The following is a 15,299-nucleotide window of genomic DNA, read 5'->3' on the forward strand; positions in this document are numbered from 1 at the left end:
CGCGCGGTGCTCCCCGGCCGCGACGGCCTGCGGCTCGTGCACGGAGAGGCGGACCTGCTGCCCGGCTTCTTCGTGGACCGCTACGGCCCGGGCCTCACGATCCAGACGCTCTCCGAGGGCATGGACGCGCGCAAGGAGATGCTCGCCCGCGCGCTGGTGAAGCTGACGGGCGCCACCCACGTGGTGTGCCGCGACGACGCCTCCGGCCGCGACTTCGAAAGCCTGCCGCGCGAGGTGCGCCTGCTGCACGGCGAAGGCGACGCGCGCTTCAGCTACCACGAGGGCGACAACCGCTTCGATGTCGACCTGACGGGCGACATGAAGACGGGCGCGTTCCTGGACCAGGTGGACAACCACCTGCGCGCGGGTGAGCTGGGCCGGGGCGATGCGCTGGACTGCTTCAGCTACCACGGCGGGTTCGCGCTCGCGCTCGCGAAGCACTGCACGTCGGTGCTCGCGGTGGAGCAGGACGCGAAGGCCGCGGCCCGCGCGAAGGCGAACGCGGACGCCAACGGCCGCGCCAACGTGAAGGTGGAGAACGCCAACGCGTTCGACGTGCTGCGACGCTTCGACCAGGAGGGCCGCCGCTTCGACACCATCGTCCTGGACCCGCCGGGGCTCGCCAAGCGCCGCGAGGGCCTGGCCACCGCGCTGCGCGCCTACCATGAGCTGAACCTGCGCGCCCTGCGCTGCCTCAAGCCGGACGGCCTCTTGGTGACGTGCTCGTGCTCGGGGAAGCTGGATCGCGAGGGCTTCGAGTCCATGGTGCTGGACGCCGCCGTGGACGCGAAGCGCCCGGTGCAGATCCTGGAGCGCCGGGGCGCCGGCCTGGACCACCCGGTGCTCGCGGGCCTCGCGGAGACGGAGTACCTCAAGGCCCTCTACGTGCGCGCCTTGTAGGCCGAAGCGGAAGGCGCGCGAGGGGCTACGGGATGGCCAGCTCCTTGCGCAGCCTGCCCACGACCTTGAAGTACTCGGTGCGGGAGAAGCCCACGTTGAGGATGTGGAAGTCCTTCTTGGACAGGCCCACGCAGCCGAAGCAGTAGTTGCAGTCCTGCAGGTTCTTGCTCAGCACCACGTACGCGCTGTTGGAGCAGTTCTCGCTCTGCACGCAGTACGCGCACGCGTGGCAGTTCTTGCACTCCACGCAGTGCGAACAACTGGTGCACAGCTCGCAGCGCGTGCAGTGCGTGCACTGGTGGCAGCTATCGCAGTCCTTGCAGAACATGCAGTTGGCGCAGCGCTGACAGCCCTCGCACGCATAGGAGCCGGGGTTGCCCGGATCCACCGCGTAGCTCTTGGACAGCTTCTGGAACTGGTCCATGAACTCGCGCTTGCCCAGGGACGAAACGCCCAGGCGCGCCATCTTCTCCTGCTCCAACAACTCCTGGGCCGTCTGGGGTCGGGACCCCTTCTCCTTCACCGCCACGGACGCTCCTTGAACTGGAATCACTGCAGCCGGGCGAGCCCGGCGAGATCGATGCCGCGTGCCACCCGCCGCACCTCCACGGTGCTGGGGAAGCCACGGCTGGTGACGGCCACCACGAAGCGCTCACCCACCAGGAGGTTCGCCTCCGCCATGCCTTCTTCGGCGTCATAGCGCACGAAGCCCACGGCCTCCTTCCACTGGATGGGCGCCGTCGGGTCGCTCGCCGCCCGGCCCCGCGCCTTCTGCGCCGCCTCGCGGATGGCCTGCCCCAGCTTGAGCCCCAGGGTGGTGTCCACGATGCGCACCTTCACCTCCCGGTCCTCGCCGCGAGTGTAGGTGCGCTCCGCCTCCGACACGGACACGTCGCCGTACTTGCCCGTGGAGCCCCCGGTGGAGCCCACCGTGAAGCCCTCCAGCGTGTCGGGGAGGAAGGGCGCCAGGTCCTTGAAGTACACGCACGGTGCGGCGGTGGTCACCACATCGCGCGGGGTGGGAGAAGTCGTGCGTTCGTCGTCAAGGCATCCGCCGCCCACGCCGAGCGCGAGCGTCGCGGTGGCCAGCCGTAGGAAATAGTCGCGCACGAACGAATCAAAGGGTATCCCCGGCCTGCGCGCAATGGACCTTTCGAAGCTCAATCCTCCACAGCGTGAGGCGGTGCTGACGACCGAGGGTCCCCTGCTCGTGCTGGCCGGCGCCGGCAGCGGCAAGACGCGGGTCATCACCCACCGCATCGTCCACCTGCTCAACGAGCGGCCGGGCCACCTGCTGGCCCGCAACATCCTGGCCGTCACCTTCACGAACAAAGCCGCCACGGAGATGAAGGAGCGGCTCATCCACATGGCCGGCCCGCGCGCCCAGGGCGTCCTCGTCTGCACCTTCCACGCGTTCGGCGCGGAGGTGCTGCGCGAGGACATCCACCGGCTGGGCTGGCCCAAGAAGTTCGCCATCGCGGACATGGGCGACCAGTTGTCCATCATCCGCCGCGCCATGCGCGAGAAGCGCATCGACGACCGCGCCTTCGATGTGCGCAAGGTCCTCAACCTCATCTCCAAGGCGAAGAACTCCGGAGAGGTGCCGCAGCCCAAGGGCGAAGGGATGGGGGACGACTACGACCTCATCACCGCGATGGTGTTCGCGGACTACCAGCTCGCGCTCAAGGCGCAGGGCTCGGTGGACTTCGACGACCTGCTGGTGCTGCCCGCGCGCCTGTTGCGTGAACACCCGGACCTGCACCGCAAGTACACGCAGCGCTTCCGCTACCTGCTGGTGGACGAGTTCCAGGACACCAACCACGCCCAGTTGGACCTGCTCAAGCTGCTCGCGGGCGAGGCGCGCAACGTGTGCGCGGTGGGTGACGACGACCAGTGCATCTATTCGTGGCGGGGCGCGGAGGTGCGCAACATCCTCGACTTCGAGAAGCACTTCCCGGGAGGCAAGGAGGTGCGGCTGGAGCAGAACTACCGCTCCTCGCAGCGGGTGCTGGACGCGGCCAACGCCGTCATCGCGAAGAACCCCGAGCGCAAGGACAAGCGCATGTGGACCGACCGCCGGGGCGGAGAGCTGGTCAAGGTCGTGGCCTGTCCCAACGACGAGGAGGAGGCCCGCTTCGTCGCGCACGAAATCCAGAAGCACATCTCCCAGGGCATCCCCGCGGACGACATCGCGGTGCTCTACCGCACCAACGGCCAGTCGCGTCCGGTGGAGGAGATGCTGCGCGAGAAGAACATCGCCTACGAGGTGGTGGGTGGCAGCGAGTTCTTCGACCGCAGCGAGGTGAAGGACGTCATCGCGTACTTCAAGGTGCTGGCCAACCGGCTGGACGAAATCAGCCTCATGCGCATCGTCAACGTGCCGGCGCGCGGCATTGGCGACGTGACGATGGAGCGCCTGCACGCGCATTCACGAGCGGAGGGCGTGACGCTGTGGACGTCCATGCGCCGCGCGGACACCTATGAGGACCTGCCGGCCGGCGCGGGCGGCAAGGTGCTGGAGTTCGTGGAGATGGTGGAGCGCTACCGCGACGCCTTCCTCCACGCCCCGCGCCTGTCGGAGGCGACGCAGAAGCTGCTGGAGGAGATCGGCTTCCGGGAAGCCACGCGCGCCAAGGCCGTCTCCGGCACCGCCGCGGACAAGAAGCTCAAGAGCGTGGACCACGTGCTCGCGTCGCTGGAGAAGTTCGAGAAGCGCGAGGGCCCCAAGGCCAGCCTCCTCACGTACCTGAACCGCCTCAGCCTGGACACGCGCCAGGAGGAGGAAGAGGTCCCCGGCCAGAACCGCCGCGTGACGCTCATGTCGCTGCACGCCTCCAAGGGCCTGGAGTACCGGCTGGTCTTCTTCCTGGGCATGGAGGAGGACCTGATGCCCCACGGCGGCATGCAGGGCGAGGCGCAGAACCTCGAGGAGGAGCGCCGGCTCTGCTACGTGGGCATCACCCGCGCCAAGGAGCTGCTGTACCTCACGCGATCCACGGTGCGCGTGAAGCGCGGCAAGGAAGTGCCCCGCACGCCCTCGCGCTTCCTGGAGGACCTGCCCCCGGACGCCTTCGAGAACGTCGACATGGACGCGCCGCGTCAGGGGCCTCCGGATGAGAAGGAGAAGAACTTCTTCGCCAACCTGAAGGAGCGGTTCAAGAAGCCTCCGCCGGGGCCTCCTGGCGGCGGTCCTGGCCCGGGGACGCCCGGTCGGGTGCCCTAGGCGGCCGGATTTCCAGGCCATGTACGCCCGACCTTGACTTGATCCCAGGGTCCCGCTAGGAGGTTCGGCCTTTCCGGGCTTCTGTCGGAGTTTTTGGCGGAGGACCCGCGGTTGGTTTCGCACGAGCACGCGGCCCCTGGCATGCACCTGGGTGCCGCGCCGAAGTTTGGAGTGCACGAAATGTCGCAGAAGACCTACAGCGCCAAGGCCGCGGACATCAAGCGCCAGTGGCACGTCATTGACGTGTCCGACAAGGTGCTTGGCCGCGCCGCCAGTCAGATTGCTACCCTGCTGAAGGGCAAGCACAAGCCGACGTACACCCCGTCCATCGACACGGGCGACCACGTGATCGTCATCAACGCCGACAAGGTGAAGGTGACGGGCACGAAGGAGACCGACAAGCTCTACTACCGGCACCCGTACGCCGGTTTCCCGGGCGCCCTGAAGATCACCAACCTGCAGAAGCTCCGCGCCAAGCACCCCGAGGACGTGATCCTCAATGCGGTGCGTCGCATGCTTCCGCGCAGCGCCCTGGGCCGTCAGATGATGACCAAGCTCAAGGTGTATGCCGGTGATACCCATCCGCACACCGCCCAGAAGCCGGTGGCGTACAAGGTCGAGGCGTAAGGAACAGCCATGGCGATCAATCCCGAACTCGGTTTCTACGCCACCGGCCGCCGCAAGGAGGCCACCGCTCGCGTGTGGCTGCGTCCTGGCAATGGCCTCGTGGTCATCAACGGCCGCGACATCAATGAGTACTTCGGCCGTGAGACGTCGAAGATGGTGCTCAACCAGCCGCTGGAGATCCTGGAGCAGAAGGGCAAGCTCGACGTCACGGTCAACGTGCGCGGCGGCGGCCTCTCTGGTCAGGCCGGTGCCATCCGTCACGGCATCGCGCGCGCGCTGTGCGCCTTCAACCCGGAGTTCCGTCCGGCGCTGAAGAAGGCCGGCTTCCTCACCCGCGATGCTCGCGCGGTCGAGCGTAAGAAGTACGGCCAGCCCGGCGCCCGTCGTCGGTTCCAGTTCTCCAAGCGTTAATCCGCTTGCCGGCTCGTTGGAGCCGCTCCACGGCGGGGGTCCTCTTTCAGGGACCTCCGCCGTTGTGCTTTGCGGGCTCACCTGCTGCCCCGTCGCGACGGGCGCGGGCGTTCTGCTAGCATCCGGGCCCTCCCATGGAACTCAACGAAATCCTGCAGATCGCCCTGCGCGGCGGTGCCTCCGACATCCACCTGAAGGCGGGCCTGCCGCCCATGTTCCGCGTGGACGGTTCGCTGGTGCCGCTCAAGGACGGCCGCCGCCTGCCTCCGGAGGAGGTGGCGCGCATGGCGTTCGGCATCATGAACGAGTTCCAGAAGGAGAAGTTCAAGGTCAGCAACGAGGTGGACCTGGCGTACGGAGTCCCCGGCCTGGGCCGCTTCCGCGTGAACGTCTTCCAGCAGCGCGGCACGGTGGGCGCGGTGTTGCGTGTCATCCCCTTCAAGGTGATGACGATGAAGGATCTGCTGCTGCCTCCGGTGCTGGAGAAGGTGTGCGGCGAGGAGCGCGGCCTGGTGCTGGTGACGGGCACCACGGGCTCCGGCAAGTCCACGACGTTGGCGGCGATGATCGACTTCATCAACTCCAACGAGACCAACCACATCATGACCATCGAGGACCCCATCGAGTTCCTCATCCGCGACAAGCGCTCCATCGTGAACCAGCGCGAAGTGGGTGTGGACACGATGAGCTTCTCGCAGGCCCTCAAGAGCGCGCTGCGACAGGACCCGGACGTCATCCTGGTGGGCGAAATGCGCGACCACGAGACCATCGAAACGGCGCTCCACGCCGCGGAGACGGGCCACCTCGTGATGTCCACGCTGCACACGCTGGACGCGACGGAGACCGTCAACCGCATCGTGTCCGCCTTCCCCCCGCACCAGCAGAAGCAGGTGCGCCTTCAGCTCTCCAGCGTGCTGCGCGGCGTGGTGAGCCAGCGACTCGTTCCGCGCGCGGACGGCAAGGGCCGTGTGGCCGCGGTGGAGGTGCTGCGCGTCACCACGCGCGTGCGTGAACTCATCGAGGACAAGGACCGCACGAAGGAGATCCACGACGCCATCGCGCAGGGCACGGACTCCTACGGGATGCAGACCTTCGACCAGTCGTTGATGGGGCTGGTGCGCAACGGGCTCGTCACCTACGACGAGGCCCACCGTCAGGCCAGCAACCCGGACGACTTCGCGCTGCGCTTCTCCGGCATCAGCGGCACGTCCGACTCGAAGTGGGACAACTTCGACGCCAAGGCCGGCGAGGAGCGTCCCATCCCGGGCTCGGCGTCCTTCGCGCAGAAGGGCGCGCCCGCCGCGGCGCAGGCTCCCGCGGCGCCGCCTCCGCAGGCCCAGCGTCCCGCCGGTGCGCCGCCCATGGCCGCCCGTCCGATGACGCCGCCGCCCGGTGTGGCCGCCCCGCGTCCTCCGGGGGCGCCTCAGCCCGGTGTGGTCCAGGGCCGGCCCATGCCTCCGCAGGCGGCCCGTCCTCCCACGCCCGTCCCGGCACCCGCGCCCGCCCCGGCGGCCGGCGGCGACGACGACTTCCAGATCGAACGCTTCTGACGGCTTGAGCGCCGGGCGGCGCTTCGAATCCCCGACAGGGGAGGGGAGACCGCCCGGGCGCCAGCGTCATCCGCTCCGCGCGAAGCGGAGCACCCTGCTCAGGCGTCGTCATCCCCCAACTGCGCACGCAGCCGGGTGAGACGCAGCGGGCCCACCAGCCCCTGGTGCCCCAGGGTCTGCAGGAGCGACACGGTGGCGCGCACGCGCGCGTCCTGCACCTCGTCGGACTCCTGCACGACCTCGTTGTCGAGCAGCGTCTCCAGGTGCTCCGGGTTGATGGACGTGGGCCCTTCGGACCACGCGACTTCGAACAGGGCCCGGGCCATGTGCTCGCGGGCCTTGCGGTCCGCGTCGTTTTCCGACGCCTTGATGAACGCGAGGAACAGCGCGTCCACGGAGTCCTTGGACAGCGCGGCCAGGGCAGGCACCTCGCCCAGGGACTCCTTCACGTAGTCCGTGTCGAAGGAGTCCACCTCCTGCTCGTACCCGAACGCCTCCTCCAGGAGGATGGACGCGAGGAACGCATCCGTCTCCTCGTCGCTCGCGCCCTCTTCCTTGAGGGCCTCGCGCGCCTTCTGCGTGGCGGACGCAAGCGCCGGGTCCTCCGGCAGCGCGCGCGCGGCGGCGTGCGCGGCCAGCAGCACCAGGGAGGCCTGGGCGTCGGACGACAGCGCGCGGCCGCTCACGCCCTGCAGCATCGCGCGCTGCTTGGGGTTCGCGTCGGCGGCGGCCACGAAGTGCTGCTCCTCCGGAGTCAGCGGTTCACCCGCCTTCTCCTTGCGAAGCGTCTCCTTGGCGGCATCGGCGGTGAGGAAGCGGGCGAGAACGGGGTGCATGGCGGGGCCTGTTACCACATGGTAGGGACTCCGCGATGGTTGAGGAGCCCGAAGGTCCGGAGGCTGTCCAGCGCGCCACCGACGCCTGCCTGCGTCTGCTCTCGGTGCGCGCCCGCAGCCGCCACGAACTGACGCTCGCCCTGGAGCGCAAGGGCTACCCCGGCCCCGTGCGCGACGAGGTGCTCGCCCGGCTTGCCCAGTGGGGCTACCTGGACGACGCGAAGTTCGCCCGCGACCGTGCCACATCCCTCCTGGGCAGGGGCAAGCTGGGCCCCCGCGCCATCCTCCAGCGGCTCCAGGCCCACGGCCTGGAAGGCACCGTGGCCCGGCAGGCGCTGGCCTCCGCGAAGGACGCGGTGGGCTTCGACGCGCTGGAGGCCGCCCGGCAGGTGCTGGAGAAGCGGCGCCTGACCGGCCGCCCGCTGGATGCGAAGGAGCAGGCCCGCGCGGGGAGGCTCCTGCTCAGCCGTGGGTTCTCCCCGGATGTCGTCACCCGACTGGTGGGTGAACCTTCGCTGGACCCCTCCGGGCAGGACGAATAGCTTGGAGGCGTGATGCGCTCAGTCGTCCTGTGTGTGACCGTCCTCTTGCTCTCTGGCTGCGCGGCCCTGTCCCAGGGGCCCGCCGGCGAGCCCAACTACGCCTCCCAGGCCGTCGAGAACCTGGCGCTGGGCGACGTCGCCATGGAGGACAAGGACTTCCTCAAGGCGGAGAGGTACTACGACCACGTCCGCGCGAAGTACCCGTACCTGGAGGCGGCCCGCGAGGCGGAGCTGAAGCTGGGCGACCTGGACTTCGCCCGGGAGATGTACCCGGAGGCGCGCGAGAAGTTCGACTCCTTCATCAAGCTGCACCCCACGCACCCCAAGGTGGACTACGCCGCCTACCGCGGGGCCCTGTCCTACGTGGAGGAGTTCCCCTCGGAGTTCTTCGCCCTGCCGCCTTCCTTCGAGAAGGAGCAGAAGCCCATGTACGACGCGCTCCGGGCGATGAACGTCTTCCTGCGCCAGTACCCGGATTCGCAGTACGCGAAGGACGCCAAGGTGCACGCGGACGACGCCCGCCAGCGGCTGGCGCGCCATGAGCTCTACGTCGCGTCCTTCTACGCCAAGCGCGAGCGCTGGAAGGCCGTGGCCCAGCGCCTGGAGGGGCTGCTCAAGGACTACCCGGGCACGCCGCTGGAAGAAGAGGCCCTCTTCGACCTGCACAACGCGTACGTGAAGCTCAACGAGCCCCAGCGCGCCCAGGACACCCTGCGCGAGGTCATCAAACGCCTGCCGGGCACCCCCGCCGCCCAGCGCGCCCAGAAGATGCTGGGGACGTGAGGCGGCTGGAGGACTGGGGACGGCTGGGGGGGCTCTTCATCGCGGGCCTGGCTGGCCTCGTCGCCCTCGTGTTCCTGGGCCCGCGCCTCCTGGGCTTCGCGGCCGGACCCGAGGCCGAAATCGTCACCACCCTCAAGGAGGCCGAACACGACGGCGTGTCGCTGTCCGTGCCTGGCTCCGCGCTGCCGCTGGTCTCCCGGAAACTCCAGTACGCCCGCATCTCCGTGTCGGTGGAGCCGGACGGGACCCGGGCGGAAGCCGCCGCGACGCTGGATTTCGAGGGGAAGCTGGGGGCCACCATCGTCAGCACCGCGGGCGTGGAGCTCGTGCCCTTCTCGCGCGAGTCCCGGCGGTGGAAGCCCACGCCTTCGGAGGCGCCCCGGCTGGTGGCGGTGGTGGCCGCGCTGGAGGCGCGTCGGCGGGCCCTGGAGCAGGGGCTGCCGGACGTCCTGACGCGGCTGACGGCCCCGGGCGGCGACGGCGGGGTGGGGCGGACGTGGGAGGAGATGGCCCCCTTGCGCAAGCGGCGGCTGACGGTGGTGGCGTGGTACGTGCGGCTGGAGCGGGATGAGGCCGTGGTGACGGAACACTACCGGGTGGAGGGAGACCTTCCGTCACGCCCGGTCGACACCCGGGGGGAGCGCCCGCTTTTGCTGGTGCGCCAGGGCGATCAATTCTTGTTTTCGCCCAGCCTCATGTAGGCTACCCGCGGAGGAAGGGGCCCGCGCGGGGCCGAGTCATGGAAGAAGCCCTCAAGCAGCTACTGACCCTCGGGCGCGGCTCCTTCGAGAAGAAGCAGTACGCCCAGGCCGAGCAGTACCTGACGAAGGTGGTCGAGCAGAATCCGACCTTCGCCGACGTCTACAACATGCTCGGCATCATCTACCACGACCAGGGCCAGTTCGCCCGGGCGCAGCGCGCCTTTGAGTCCGCCTTGCGGCTCAACCCCGCGTACACCGAGGCCGCCCTCAACCTCGCGGTCATCTACAACGACATGGGGAAGTACGCGGAGGCGAAGGAGGTCTATCAGGCCGCCTTGTCCCGCCAGAAGGGCGCCCCCGGCGAGCTGGACCCCTACGTCATGAAGAAGGTGGCCAACATGTACGCCGACATCGGCGACGTGTTCGCCTCCAGCGGCGTGTGGGCCAAGGCGATTGAAGAGTACCGCCGCGCGCTGGCGCACTTCCCGGAGTTCGTGGACATCCGCCTCAAGCTGGGCAACGCCCTGCGGGATGCCGGGGACAACGCGGCCGCGCTCTCCGAGTACGAACAGGTCATCGCGCAGAATCCGTCGTACATTCCTGGACGGATCAATTATGGAATCGCACTGTACTCGGCGGGACGTCGTGACGAGGCGGTGAAGGTCTGGGAAGACGTGCTCGTGCGCAGTCCCGGCAACAAGAGCGCGCAGATGTACCTGAACCTGGTGAAGAGCCCGGGGAAGGCGGAAGTGACGGGTTGAGCACCATGGCAACTTCCATCATCGAGGTCGCGGCACCGTGAGCACTCCGAGCGGTACGGCGCAGTCGTTTGCCCTCAAGTTCATCTCCGGGAAGTACCAGGGCGGTGAGTTCCCGCTGAAGGCCGACAAGCAGATCGTCGTCGGACGGTCGAGCGAGTTGGACATGGTGCTCGTGGAGGACATGGTCTCGCGCAAGCACGCGAAGATCCTGTTCTCCGACGGGAAGATCACCATCGAGGACCTGGGCTCCACCAACGGCACCTTCGTCAACGGCGAGAAGGTGAAGCAGGCCCGGCTCAAGGAGGGAGACCGCATCCTCATCGGCACCTCCATCCTCAAGCTCGTGCACCAGGGCGCGGAGAGCGCCGCCGTGGACGAGAGCGTGGTGAAGCAGAAGCTGGAGGAGGCCGCCGCCGCCCAGGCCGCGCGGACCACCAAGGCCAGCTCCATGACGGGGAAGATTGAGGAAATCCCCCTCCCGGACCTGCTCCAGCTCTTCCACACGTCGAAGAAGAACGGCGTGCTCGTGGTGAACAACGCCCACGAGGGCCGCATCTACCTGCGCCAGGGCCGCGTGTACTACGCGGTCATCGACGACAACCACAACCTGGGGCCGCAGAAGAGCTTCAACCGCATCGTCACCTGGGAAGAGGGTGACTTCGAACTGCGTGCGGCGGACAGCCAGGAGTTCATGGTGGAGCTGGACTCCTCCACCGAAGCGCTCCTCATGGACGCGCTCCGGCAGTTGGACGAGTTCAAGCGCCTGCAGCCGCAACTGCCTCCCATGGCCACGGCGCTCCGGCTCGCGCAGCCGCTGACGCCTTCGCTCAAGGAGCTGACGCCGGAGCTGATGGACGTGCTCCAGCTCGTGCACAACCACGGCTCGCTGGGCGGCGTGCTGGACCACTCGGACGGCGACGACGTGCTCACGGCCGAATCCGTGGTGCAGCTCATGAAGCGCGACTACGTGCGCGCGGAGTAGGGCGGGGACACACGATGGCGGGCGAGAAACCGGTGAAGGCCAAGCGCCTCACCGAGATGAGCCACTGCGCGGGCTGCGCGGCGAAATTGAAGGCAGGGGACCTGGCGCGGGTGTTGGGCGGGCTGAAGACGGCCGCACCCCCGCAGGCCCTGGTGGGCTTCACCACCAGCGACGACGCGGCGGTGTACCAGTTGGCGCCGGGCATGGCGGTGGTGGAGACGGTGGACTTCTTCCCGCCGCTCGTGGACGACCCGTTCCAGTTCGGCGCCATCGCCGCAGCCAACGCGCTGTCGGACATCTGGGCCATGGGCGCCAGGCCCCTGTTCGCGCTGAACCTCGTCTGCTTCCCGGAGGAGCTGCCCCTCAAGGTGCTTCAGAAGATCCTCGCGGGCGGCCAGTCCAAGGCGGACGAGGCGGGCATCCCCATCCTGGGCGGCCACAGCATCCGCGACCCGGAGCCCAAGTACGGCATGGCCGTCACCGGCGTGGTGCACCCGAAGAAGGTGCTCACCAACGCGGGGGCGAAGCCGGGCGACGTGCTCATCCTCACCAAGCCCCTGGGCACCGGCATCGCCACCACCGCCATCAAGCGGGGCCTCGCGTCCAGGTCGCTCGTGAAGCAGGTGACGGCGCAGATGGCCACCCTCAACAAGGCGGCCGGTGAGGTGTTCGCATCGGGTGCCTTCAAGGTGCATGCGCTCACGGACGTGACGGGCTTCGGCCTCCTGGGTCACCTCCTGGAGATGATGACCGGCTCGAAGACGAAGGCGCTGCTGGACCTGGAGCGCATCCCGCTCATCGCCGGAGTACCGGCGCTGGCCGAGGACGGCGTGGTGCCGGGCGGGACGAAGACGAACCTGGCCCACGTGAAGCCGAAGGTGCGTTTCCCGGAAGGGCTGCCGGAGCACATCCAGTGGCTGCTGGCGGATGCGCAGACCAACGGCGGCCTGCTGGCCAGCGTGCCCGCGCGCCATGCGCTCAAGGCGGTGCAGGCGCTGGAGAAGGCGGGCGTGGACGCGGCCCTCATCGGCGAGGTCCAGGCGGGCCGGCCGGGCATCGACGTGGTGGGCTGAGTCGAAGGCTGGAGTGTTGACGGCTCGGGGGCGGATTTCGCCTCCGGCCCGGGCCTCCGGTAGCATCCCGGGGCGAATGTCGCCGCGCCCCTCCCCCTTGAGTCTCCTCGCGCTGCTGTGCCTCCTTCCGACCCTGTCCCAGGCGGCGGAGCGCGGCGCGCGCATCGTCATCGACCCGGGGCACGGCGGGGCGAAGGAGGGCGCGAAGGGGCCTGGAGAACTCTGGGAGAAGGAAATCGCCCTCCAGATTGCGCAGCGCCTGCGCGACAAGCTGGAGGCGGCGGGCAGCGAGGTGTTCCTCACCCGCGAGGAGGACACGCAGATGGCGCTGTCGGAGCGGGTGGAGTTCACCAACACCCAGCGGCCGGACCTCTTCCTCTCCATCCACGCCAACTCCATGCCCACGAAGCGGCTGCGCGAGCGCACCGAGGGCATCGAGACGTACTTCCTCTCCGCCAACGCTTCTGGCGAGGCCGCGCGAGCGGTGGCGGACCGCGAGAACGCGGAAGCGCCCACGGCCCGCTCCGGACGCGGACACTCCACGCTGGCCTTCATCCTGGATGACCTGGCGCGCACGGAGGCGCACTCGGACGCGTCCCGGCTGGCCTATGCCATCCACCCGCGCCTGGTGTCGAAGAGCGGCGCGGCGGACCGGGGCGTGCAGCAGGCGCCGTTCTTCGTGCTCACGGGCGTGGAGGCTCCGGCGGTGCTCATCGAGGTGGGGTTCATCTCCCACCCTCAGGAGGGCGCCCGGCTGGGGAAGGCCTCGTACCAGGAGGCGCTGGCGGAGGCCATCTCGGACGGGGTGCAGGCGTTCCTCCGGGAGACGCGCCGCAGGGACCACACCCCCTCCGCGCCGGTGGCTGGATCCACCGGGCCCTGATAAAGCGCGGGGCTCACGTTCCCTCGCGTCAGGAGCTTTCCCCGTGCGTTCCTTCCAACGTGGTGCGCTGGATCTCCGGCCGGTCACCCTCACGCCCAACGTCAACCGCTACGCGGAGGGCTCCGTGCAGGTGGAGTTCGGCCACACCAAGGTGCTCGTCACCTGCTCGGTGGAGGACCGCGTCCCGCCGCACCTGATGGGCAAGGGCTCCGGCTGGGTGACGGCCGAGTACGGCATGCTCCCCCGCGCCACGCACACCCGCGGCGCGCGCGAGGCCGCCAAGGGCAAGCAGACCGGGCGCACCATGGAGATCCAACGGCTCATCGGCCGGGCCCTACGCGCCTCCGTGGACCTGACCTCGCTGGGCGTTCGCACCTTCACGCTGGACTGCGACGTCATCCAGGCGGACGGCGGCACGCGCACCGCGTCCATCACCGGCGCGTACGTGGCGCTGGTGCTGGCGATGCGCTCGCTGAACAAGCCGGGCATGTTGGCGAAGCTGACCCCGCTGGCCGCCGTGTCGGTGGGCGTGGTGAACGGCGAAGTGCGCGTGGACCTGGACTACGACGAGGACTCCACCGCGGACGTGGACCTGAACCTCGTGGCGACGTCGGACGGGCGCATCGTGGAGGTGCAGGGCACCGCCGAGCACAAGCTCTTCGACCGCAAGGCGATGGACGCGATGCTGGACGGAGGCCTCGCCGCCATCCAGCAGCTCGCCGCCGCGCAGGCGAAGGTGCTGGGATGAAGCCCCGGCTGCTCTTCGCCACCGGCAACGCCGGCAAGCTGCGCGAGCTGCGCATGCTGGTGGGGGACGCGGTGGAAGTGGTGTCCCTCAAGGACCTGCCCCCCGTGCCCGAGCCGGTGGAGGACGGCGACACCTTCGAGTCGAACGCGGTGAAGAAGGCCCGGGAGTACTCGCTGGCCACCGGGCTGCCGGCGCTCGCGGACGACTCGGGGCTGTGCGTGGACGCGTTGGGCGGGCGTCCCGGCGTGCTCTCCGCGCGCTATGCGCCTGGGGACGACCGGGCCCGGTACGAGAAGCTGCTGACGGAGCTGGCCGGCGTGCCGGAGCAGAAGCGCACGGCGTCCTTCCGCTGCGCCCTGGCCCTGGTGGTGGGTTCGGGCGAGCCCCGGGTGGAGGTGGGCCGCTGCGAGGGCCTCATCCTGCACGCGCCGAAGGGGACGCACGGCTTCGGCTACGACCCGGTGTTCCAGGTGGCGGGGGAGGGGGGACGCGCGATGGCGGAGCTGACACCGGAGGAGAAGTCGCGGGTGTCGCACCGGGCGAAGGCCTTCCAGTTGATGCGGCCGTATCTGTTGGCGCTCTGACCGGACGGGCGGGCGTCAGGAACAGCAAGCTTGCGCGTCCGTCCGCGTTGGGCGAAGAATGCGGCACTTCTCGGGGCGTAGCGCAGCCTGGTAGCGCACCTGCCTTGGGCGCAGGGGGTCGGAGGTTCGAATCCTCTCGCCCCGATTTGAAGTGCCGTCGTTGAGCAGTGCAGTGAGGGTTTTCCGGCAGGCTCCAGTAGCTCAGCTGGATAGAGCACCGACCTTCTAAGTCGGGGGTCGCAGGTTCGAGTCCTGCCTGGGGCGCCAACCTGCTTGGAAGGGTTGTTGATTTGGACCTTGAACGGTCCCGGTTTCCACGGTAGGAGACCGCCGCTTCAAAAGCCGTGATGTGGGTGAGTGACGGCGGACATAGCTCAACTGGTTAGAGCGCCGGACTGTGACTCCGGAGGTTGCCGGTTCGATCCCGGTTGTCCGCCCTTCTTTTTCGCTTCCCGCCGCGCCTATAGCTCAACTGGATAGAGCATCGGCCTTCGAAGCCGAGGGTTGGGGGTTCAAGTCCCTCTGGGCGCACTGTCTCAACCCCCTCGAAGCCGCGTCTGACGCTGGTCGCTTCCAGCTCCGCGCTCGTGGATGTGCCACCCGAAACTGTCTGGGATTGCCTTCACGGGCAGCACAACGCCCGCGCCCCCATGACCGGGACGCGGGCGTCGCTTCATTCCGAGGATGCGCCTGGC

The 15,299-nt window shown here is 68.8% G+C and carries 17 protein-coding genes and 4 tRNA genes; 18 read left to right on the plus strand and 3 right to left on the minus strand.

What is annotated here, in order from left to right:
- Positions 1 to 900, plus strand: a 900-nt coding sequence (locus tag D7V88_RS12620) for a class I SAM-dependent rRNA methyltransferase (protein ID WP_147448708.1), incomplete at its 5' end; no start/stop codon positions are given.
- A gap of 25 nt (positions 901 to 925) precedes the next feature.
- Here the strand turns inward: D7V88_RS12620 and D7V88_RS12625 are convergent.
- Both D7V88_RS12625 and D7V88_RS12630 read right to left on the minus strand, forming a co-directional pair.
- The gene (locus D7V88_RS12625; RefSeq protein WP_120540917.1) at positions 926 to 1,423 is read right to left on the minus strand and encodes a caib/baif family protein; all 498 of its coding nucleotides are present in this window, start codon (positions 1,421 to 1,423) and stop codon (positions 926 to 928) included.
- Between the two features lie 26 nt (positions 1,424 to 1,449).
- A complete protein-coding gene (locus D7V88_RS12630) occupies positions 1,450 to 2,010 on the minus strand; it encodes a hypothetical protein (protein WP_244238116.1) in 561 nt (186 codons plus the stop codon).
- A 34-nt stretch (positions 2,011 to 2,044) separates the two neighbouring features.
- Between D7V88_RS12630 and D7V88_RS12635 the strand changes: the two genes are divergently transcribed.
- From D7V88_RS12635 to D7V88_RS12650, 4 genes are all read left to right on the plus strand, one after another.
- Positions 2,045 to 4,123, plus strand: a complete 2,079-nt coding sequence (locus tag D7V88_RS12635) for an ATP-dependent helicase (protein ID WP_120540892.1) — start codon at positions 2,045 to 2,047, stop codon at positions 4,121 to 4,123.
- A gap of 180 nt (positions 4,124 to 4,303) precedes the next feature.
- On the plus strand, positions 4,304 to 4,750 hold the full coding sequence (rplM, locus tag D7V88_RS12640) for a 50S ribosomal protein L13 (RefSeq protein ID WP_120540893.1): 447 nt from the start codon (positions 4,304 to 4,306) through the stop codon (positions 4,748 to 4,750).
- Between the two features lie 9 nt (positions 4,751 to 4,759).
- Positions 4,760 to 5,161, plus strand: coding sequence for a 30S ribosomal protein S9 (gene rpsI, locus D7V88_RS12645; protein WP_120537583.1), 402 nt, complete (start codon positions 4,760 to 4,762; stop codon positions 5,159 to 5,161).
- Between the two features lie 134 nt (positions 5,162 to 5,295).
- Positions 5,296 to 6,711, plus strand: a complete 1,416-nt coding sequence (locus D7V88_RS12650) for a type IV pilus twitching motility protein PilT (protein WP_120540894.1) — start codon at positions 5,296 to 5,298, stop codon at positions 6,709 to 6,711.
- A 98-nt stretch (positions 6,712 to 6,809) separates the two neighbouring features.
- Here D7V88_RS12650 and D7V88_RS12655 read toward each other — a convergent pair whose 3' ends face one another.
- Entirely contained in the window at positions 6,810 to 7,547 is a 738-nt protein-coding gene (locus D7V88_RS12655) for a hypothetical protein (RefSeq protein WP_120540895.1), read from the minus strand.
- 35 nt (positions 7,548 to 7,582) lie between these two features.
- On the opposite strand from D7V88_RS12655, the gene D7V88_RS12660 reads away from it, so the two are divergent.
- From D7V88_RS12660 to D7V88_RS12720, 13 genes are all read left to right on the plus strand, one after another.
- Positions 7,583 to 8,089 (plus strand): regulatory protein RecX, encoded by a 507-nt coding sequence (locus tag D7V88_RS12660; protein WP_120540896.1) that lies wholly within the window; start codon positions 7,583 to 7,585, stop codon positions 8,087 to 8,089.
- 12 nt (positions 8,090 to 8,101) lie between these two features.
- Positions 8,102 to 8,872, plus strand: a complete 771-nt coding sequence (locus D7V88_RS12665; protein ID WP_120540897.1) for an outer membrane protein assembly factor BamD — start codon at positions 8,102 to 8,104, stop codon at positions 8,870 to 8,872.
- Positions 8,869 to 9,573 carry a hypothetical protein gene (locus tag D7V88_RS12670; RefSeq protein ID WP_120540898.1) on the plus strand — a complete coding sequence of 235 codons (705 nt, stop codon included), beginning with the start codon at positions 8,869 to 8,871 and terminating at the stop codon, positions 9,571 to 9,573. The genes D7V88_RS12665 and D7V88_RS12670 overlap by 4 nt, the downstream gene beginning before the upstream one ends.
- A 38-nt stretch (positions 9,574 to 9,611) precedes the next feature.
- Entirely contained in the window at positions 9,612 to 10,334 is a 723-nt protein-coding gene (locus D7V88_RS12675) for a tetratricopeptide repeat protein (RefSeq protein ID WP_120533140.1), read from the plus strand.
- A gap of 37 nt (positions 10,335 to 10,371) precedes the next feature.
- Positions 10,372 to 11,316: an FHA domain-containing protein gene (locus D7V88_RS12680; RefSeq protein ID WP_120540899.1), complete on the plus strand. Its 945-nt coding sequence runs from the start codon at positions 10,372 to 10,374 to the stop codon at positions 11,314 to 11,316.
- Between the two features lie 14 nt (positions 11,317 to 11,330).
- Positions 11,331 to 12,389 carry a selenide, water dikinase SelD gene (selD, locus tag D7V88_RS12685; RefSeq protein ID WP_120540900.1) on the plus strand — a complete coding sequence of 353 codons (1,059 nt, stop codon included), beginning with the start codon at positions 11,331 to 11,333 and terminating at the stop codon, positions 12,387 to 12,389.
- Positions 12,390 to 12,465: 76 nt separating this feature from the next.
- On the plus strand, positions 12,466 to 13,272 hold the full coding sequence (locus D7V88_RS12690; RefSeq protein WP_120540901.1) for an N-acetylmuramoyl-L-alanine amidase family protein: 807 nt from the start codon (positions 12,466 to 12,468) through the stop codon (positions 13,270 to 13,272).
- Between the two features lie 43 nt (positions 13,273 to 13,315).
- Entirely contained in the window at positions 13,316 to 14,020 is a 705-nt protein-coding gene (gene rph / locus D7V88_RS12695; protein ID WP_120540902.1) for a ribonuclease PH, read from the plus strand.
- The gene (rdgB, locus tag D7V88_RS12700) at positions 14,017 to 14,604 is read left to right on the plus strand and encodes an RdgB/HAM1 family non-canonical purine NTP pyrophosphatase (RefSeq protein WP_120540903.1); all 588 of its coding nucleotides are present in this window, start codon (positions 14,017 to 14,019) and stop codon (positions 14,602 to 14,604) included. Before rph ends, rdgB begins: the two co-directional genes overlap by 4 nt.
- 71 nt (positions 14,605 to 14,675) lie before the next feature.
- Positions 14,676 to 14,749 (plus strand) — tRNA-Pro (locus D7V88_RS12705).
- Between the two features lie 45 nt (positions 14,750 to 14,794).
- Positions 14,795 to 14,871: transfer RNA gene (locus D7V88_RS12710), tRNA-Arg, on the plus strand.
- 96 nt (positions 14,872 to 14,967) lie between these two features.
- Positions 14,968 to 15,041, plus strand: a tRNA-His gene (locus tag D7V88_RS12715).
- A gap of 20 nt (positions 15,042 to 15,061) precedes the next feature.
- Positions 15,062 to 15,135 (plus strand) — tRNA-Arg (locus D7V88_RS12720).
- Positions 15,136 to 15,299: the final 164 nt, after the last annotated feature.

The organism is Corallococcus terminator, assembly GCF_003611635.1.
GTDB lineage: Bacteria > Myxococcota > Myxococcia > Myxococcales > Myxococcaceae > Corallococcus > Corallococcus terminator.

Bases quoted from the DNA above. Each gene is read 5' to 3' on its own strand.
- D7V88_RS12635 (WP_120540892.1), top strand. From the start codon at position 2,045: ATGGACCTTTCGAAGCTCAATCCTCCACAGCGTGAGGCGGTGCTGACG.
- rplM (WP_120540893.1), top strand. From the start codon at position 4,304: ATGTCGCAGAAGACCTACAGCGCCAAGGCCGCGGACATCAAGCGCCAG.
- rpsI (WP_120537583.1), top strand. From the start codon at position 4,760: ATGGCGATCAATCCCGAACTCGGTTTCTACGCCACCGGCCGCCGCAAG.
- D7V88_RS12650 (WP_120540894.1), top strand. From the start codon at position 5,296: ATGGAACTCAACGAAATCCTGCAGATCGCCCTGCGCGGCGGTGCCTCC.
- D7V88_RS12655 (WP_120540895.1), bottom strand. From the start codon at position 7,547: ATGCACCCCGTTCTCGCCCGCTTCCTCACCGCCGATGCCGCCAAGGAG.
- D7V88_RS12660 (WP_120540896.1), top strand. From the start codon at position 7,583: ATGGTTGAGGAGCCCGAAGGTCCGGAGGCTGTCCAGCGCGCCACCGAC.
- D7V88_RS12665 (WP_120540897.1), top strand. From the start codon at position 8,102: ATGCGCTCAGTCGTCCTGTGTGTGACCGTCCTCTTGCTCTCTGGCTGC.
- D7V88_RS12675 (WP_120533140.1), top strand. From the start codon at position 9,612: ATGGAAGAAGCCCTCAAGCAGCTACTGACCCTCGGGCGCGGCTCCTTC.
- selD (WP_120540900.1), top strand. From the start codon at position 11,331: ATGGCGGGCGAGAAACCGGTGAAGGCCAAGCGCCTCACCGAGATGAGC.
- D7V88_RS12690 (WP_120540901.1), top strand. From the start codon at position 12,466: ATGTCGCCGCGCCCCTCCCCCTTGAGTCTCCTCGCGCTGCTGTGCCTC.
- rdgB (WP_120540903.1), top strand. From the start codon at position 14,017: ATGAAGCCCCGGCTGCTCTTCGCCACCGGCAACGCCGGCAAGCTGCGC.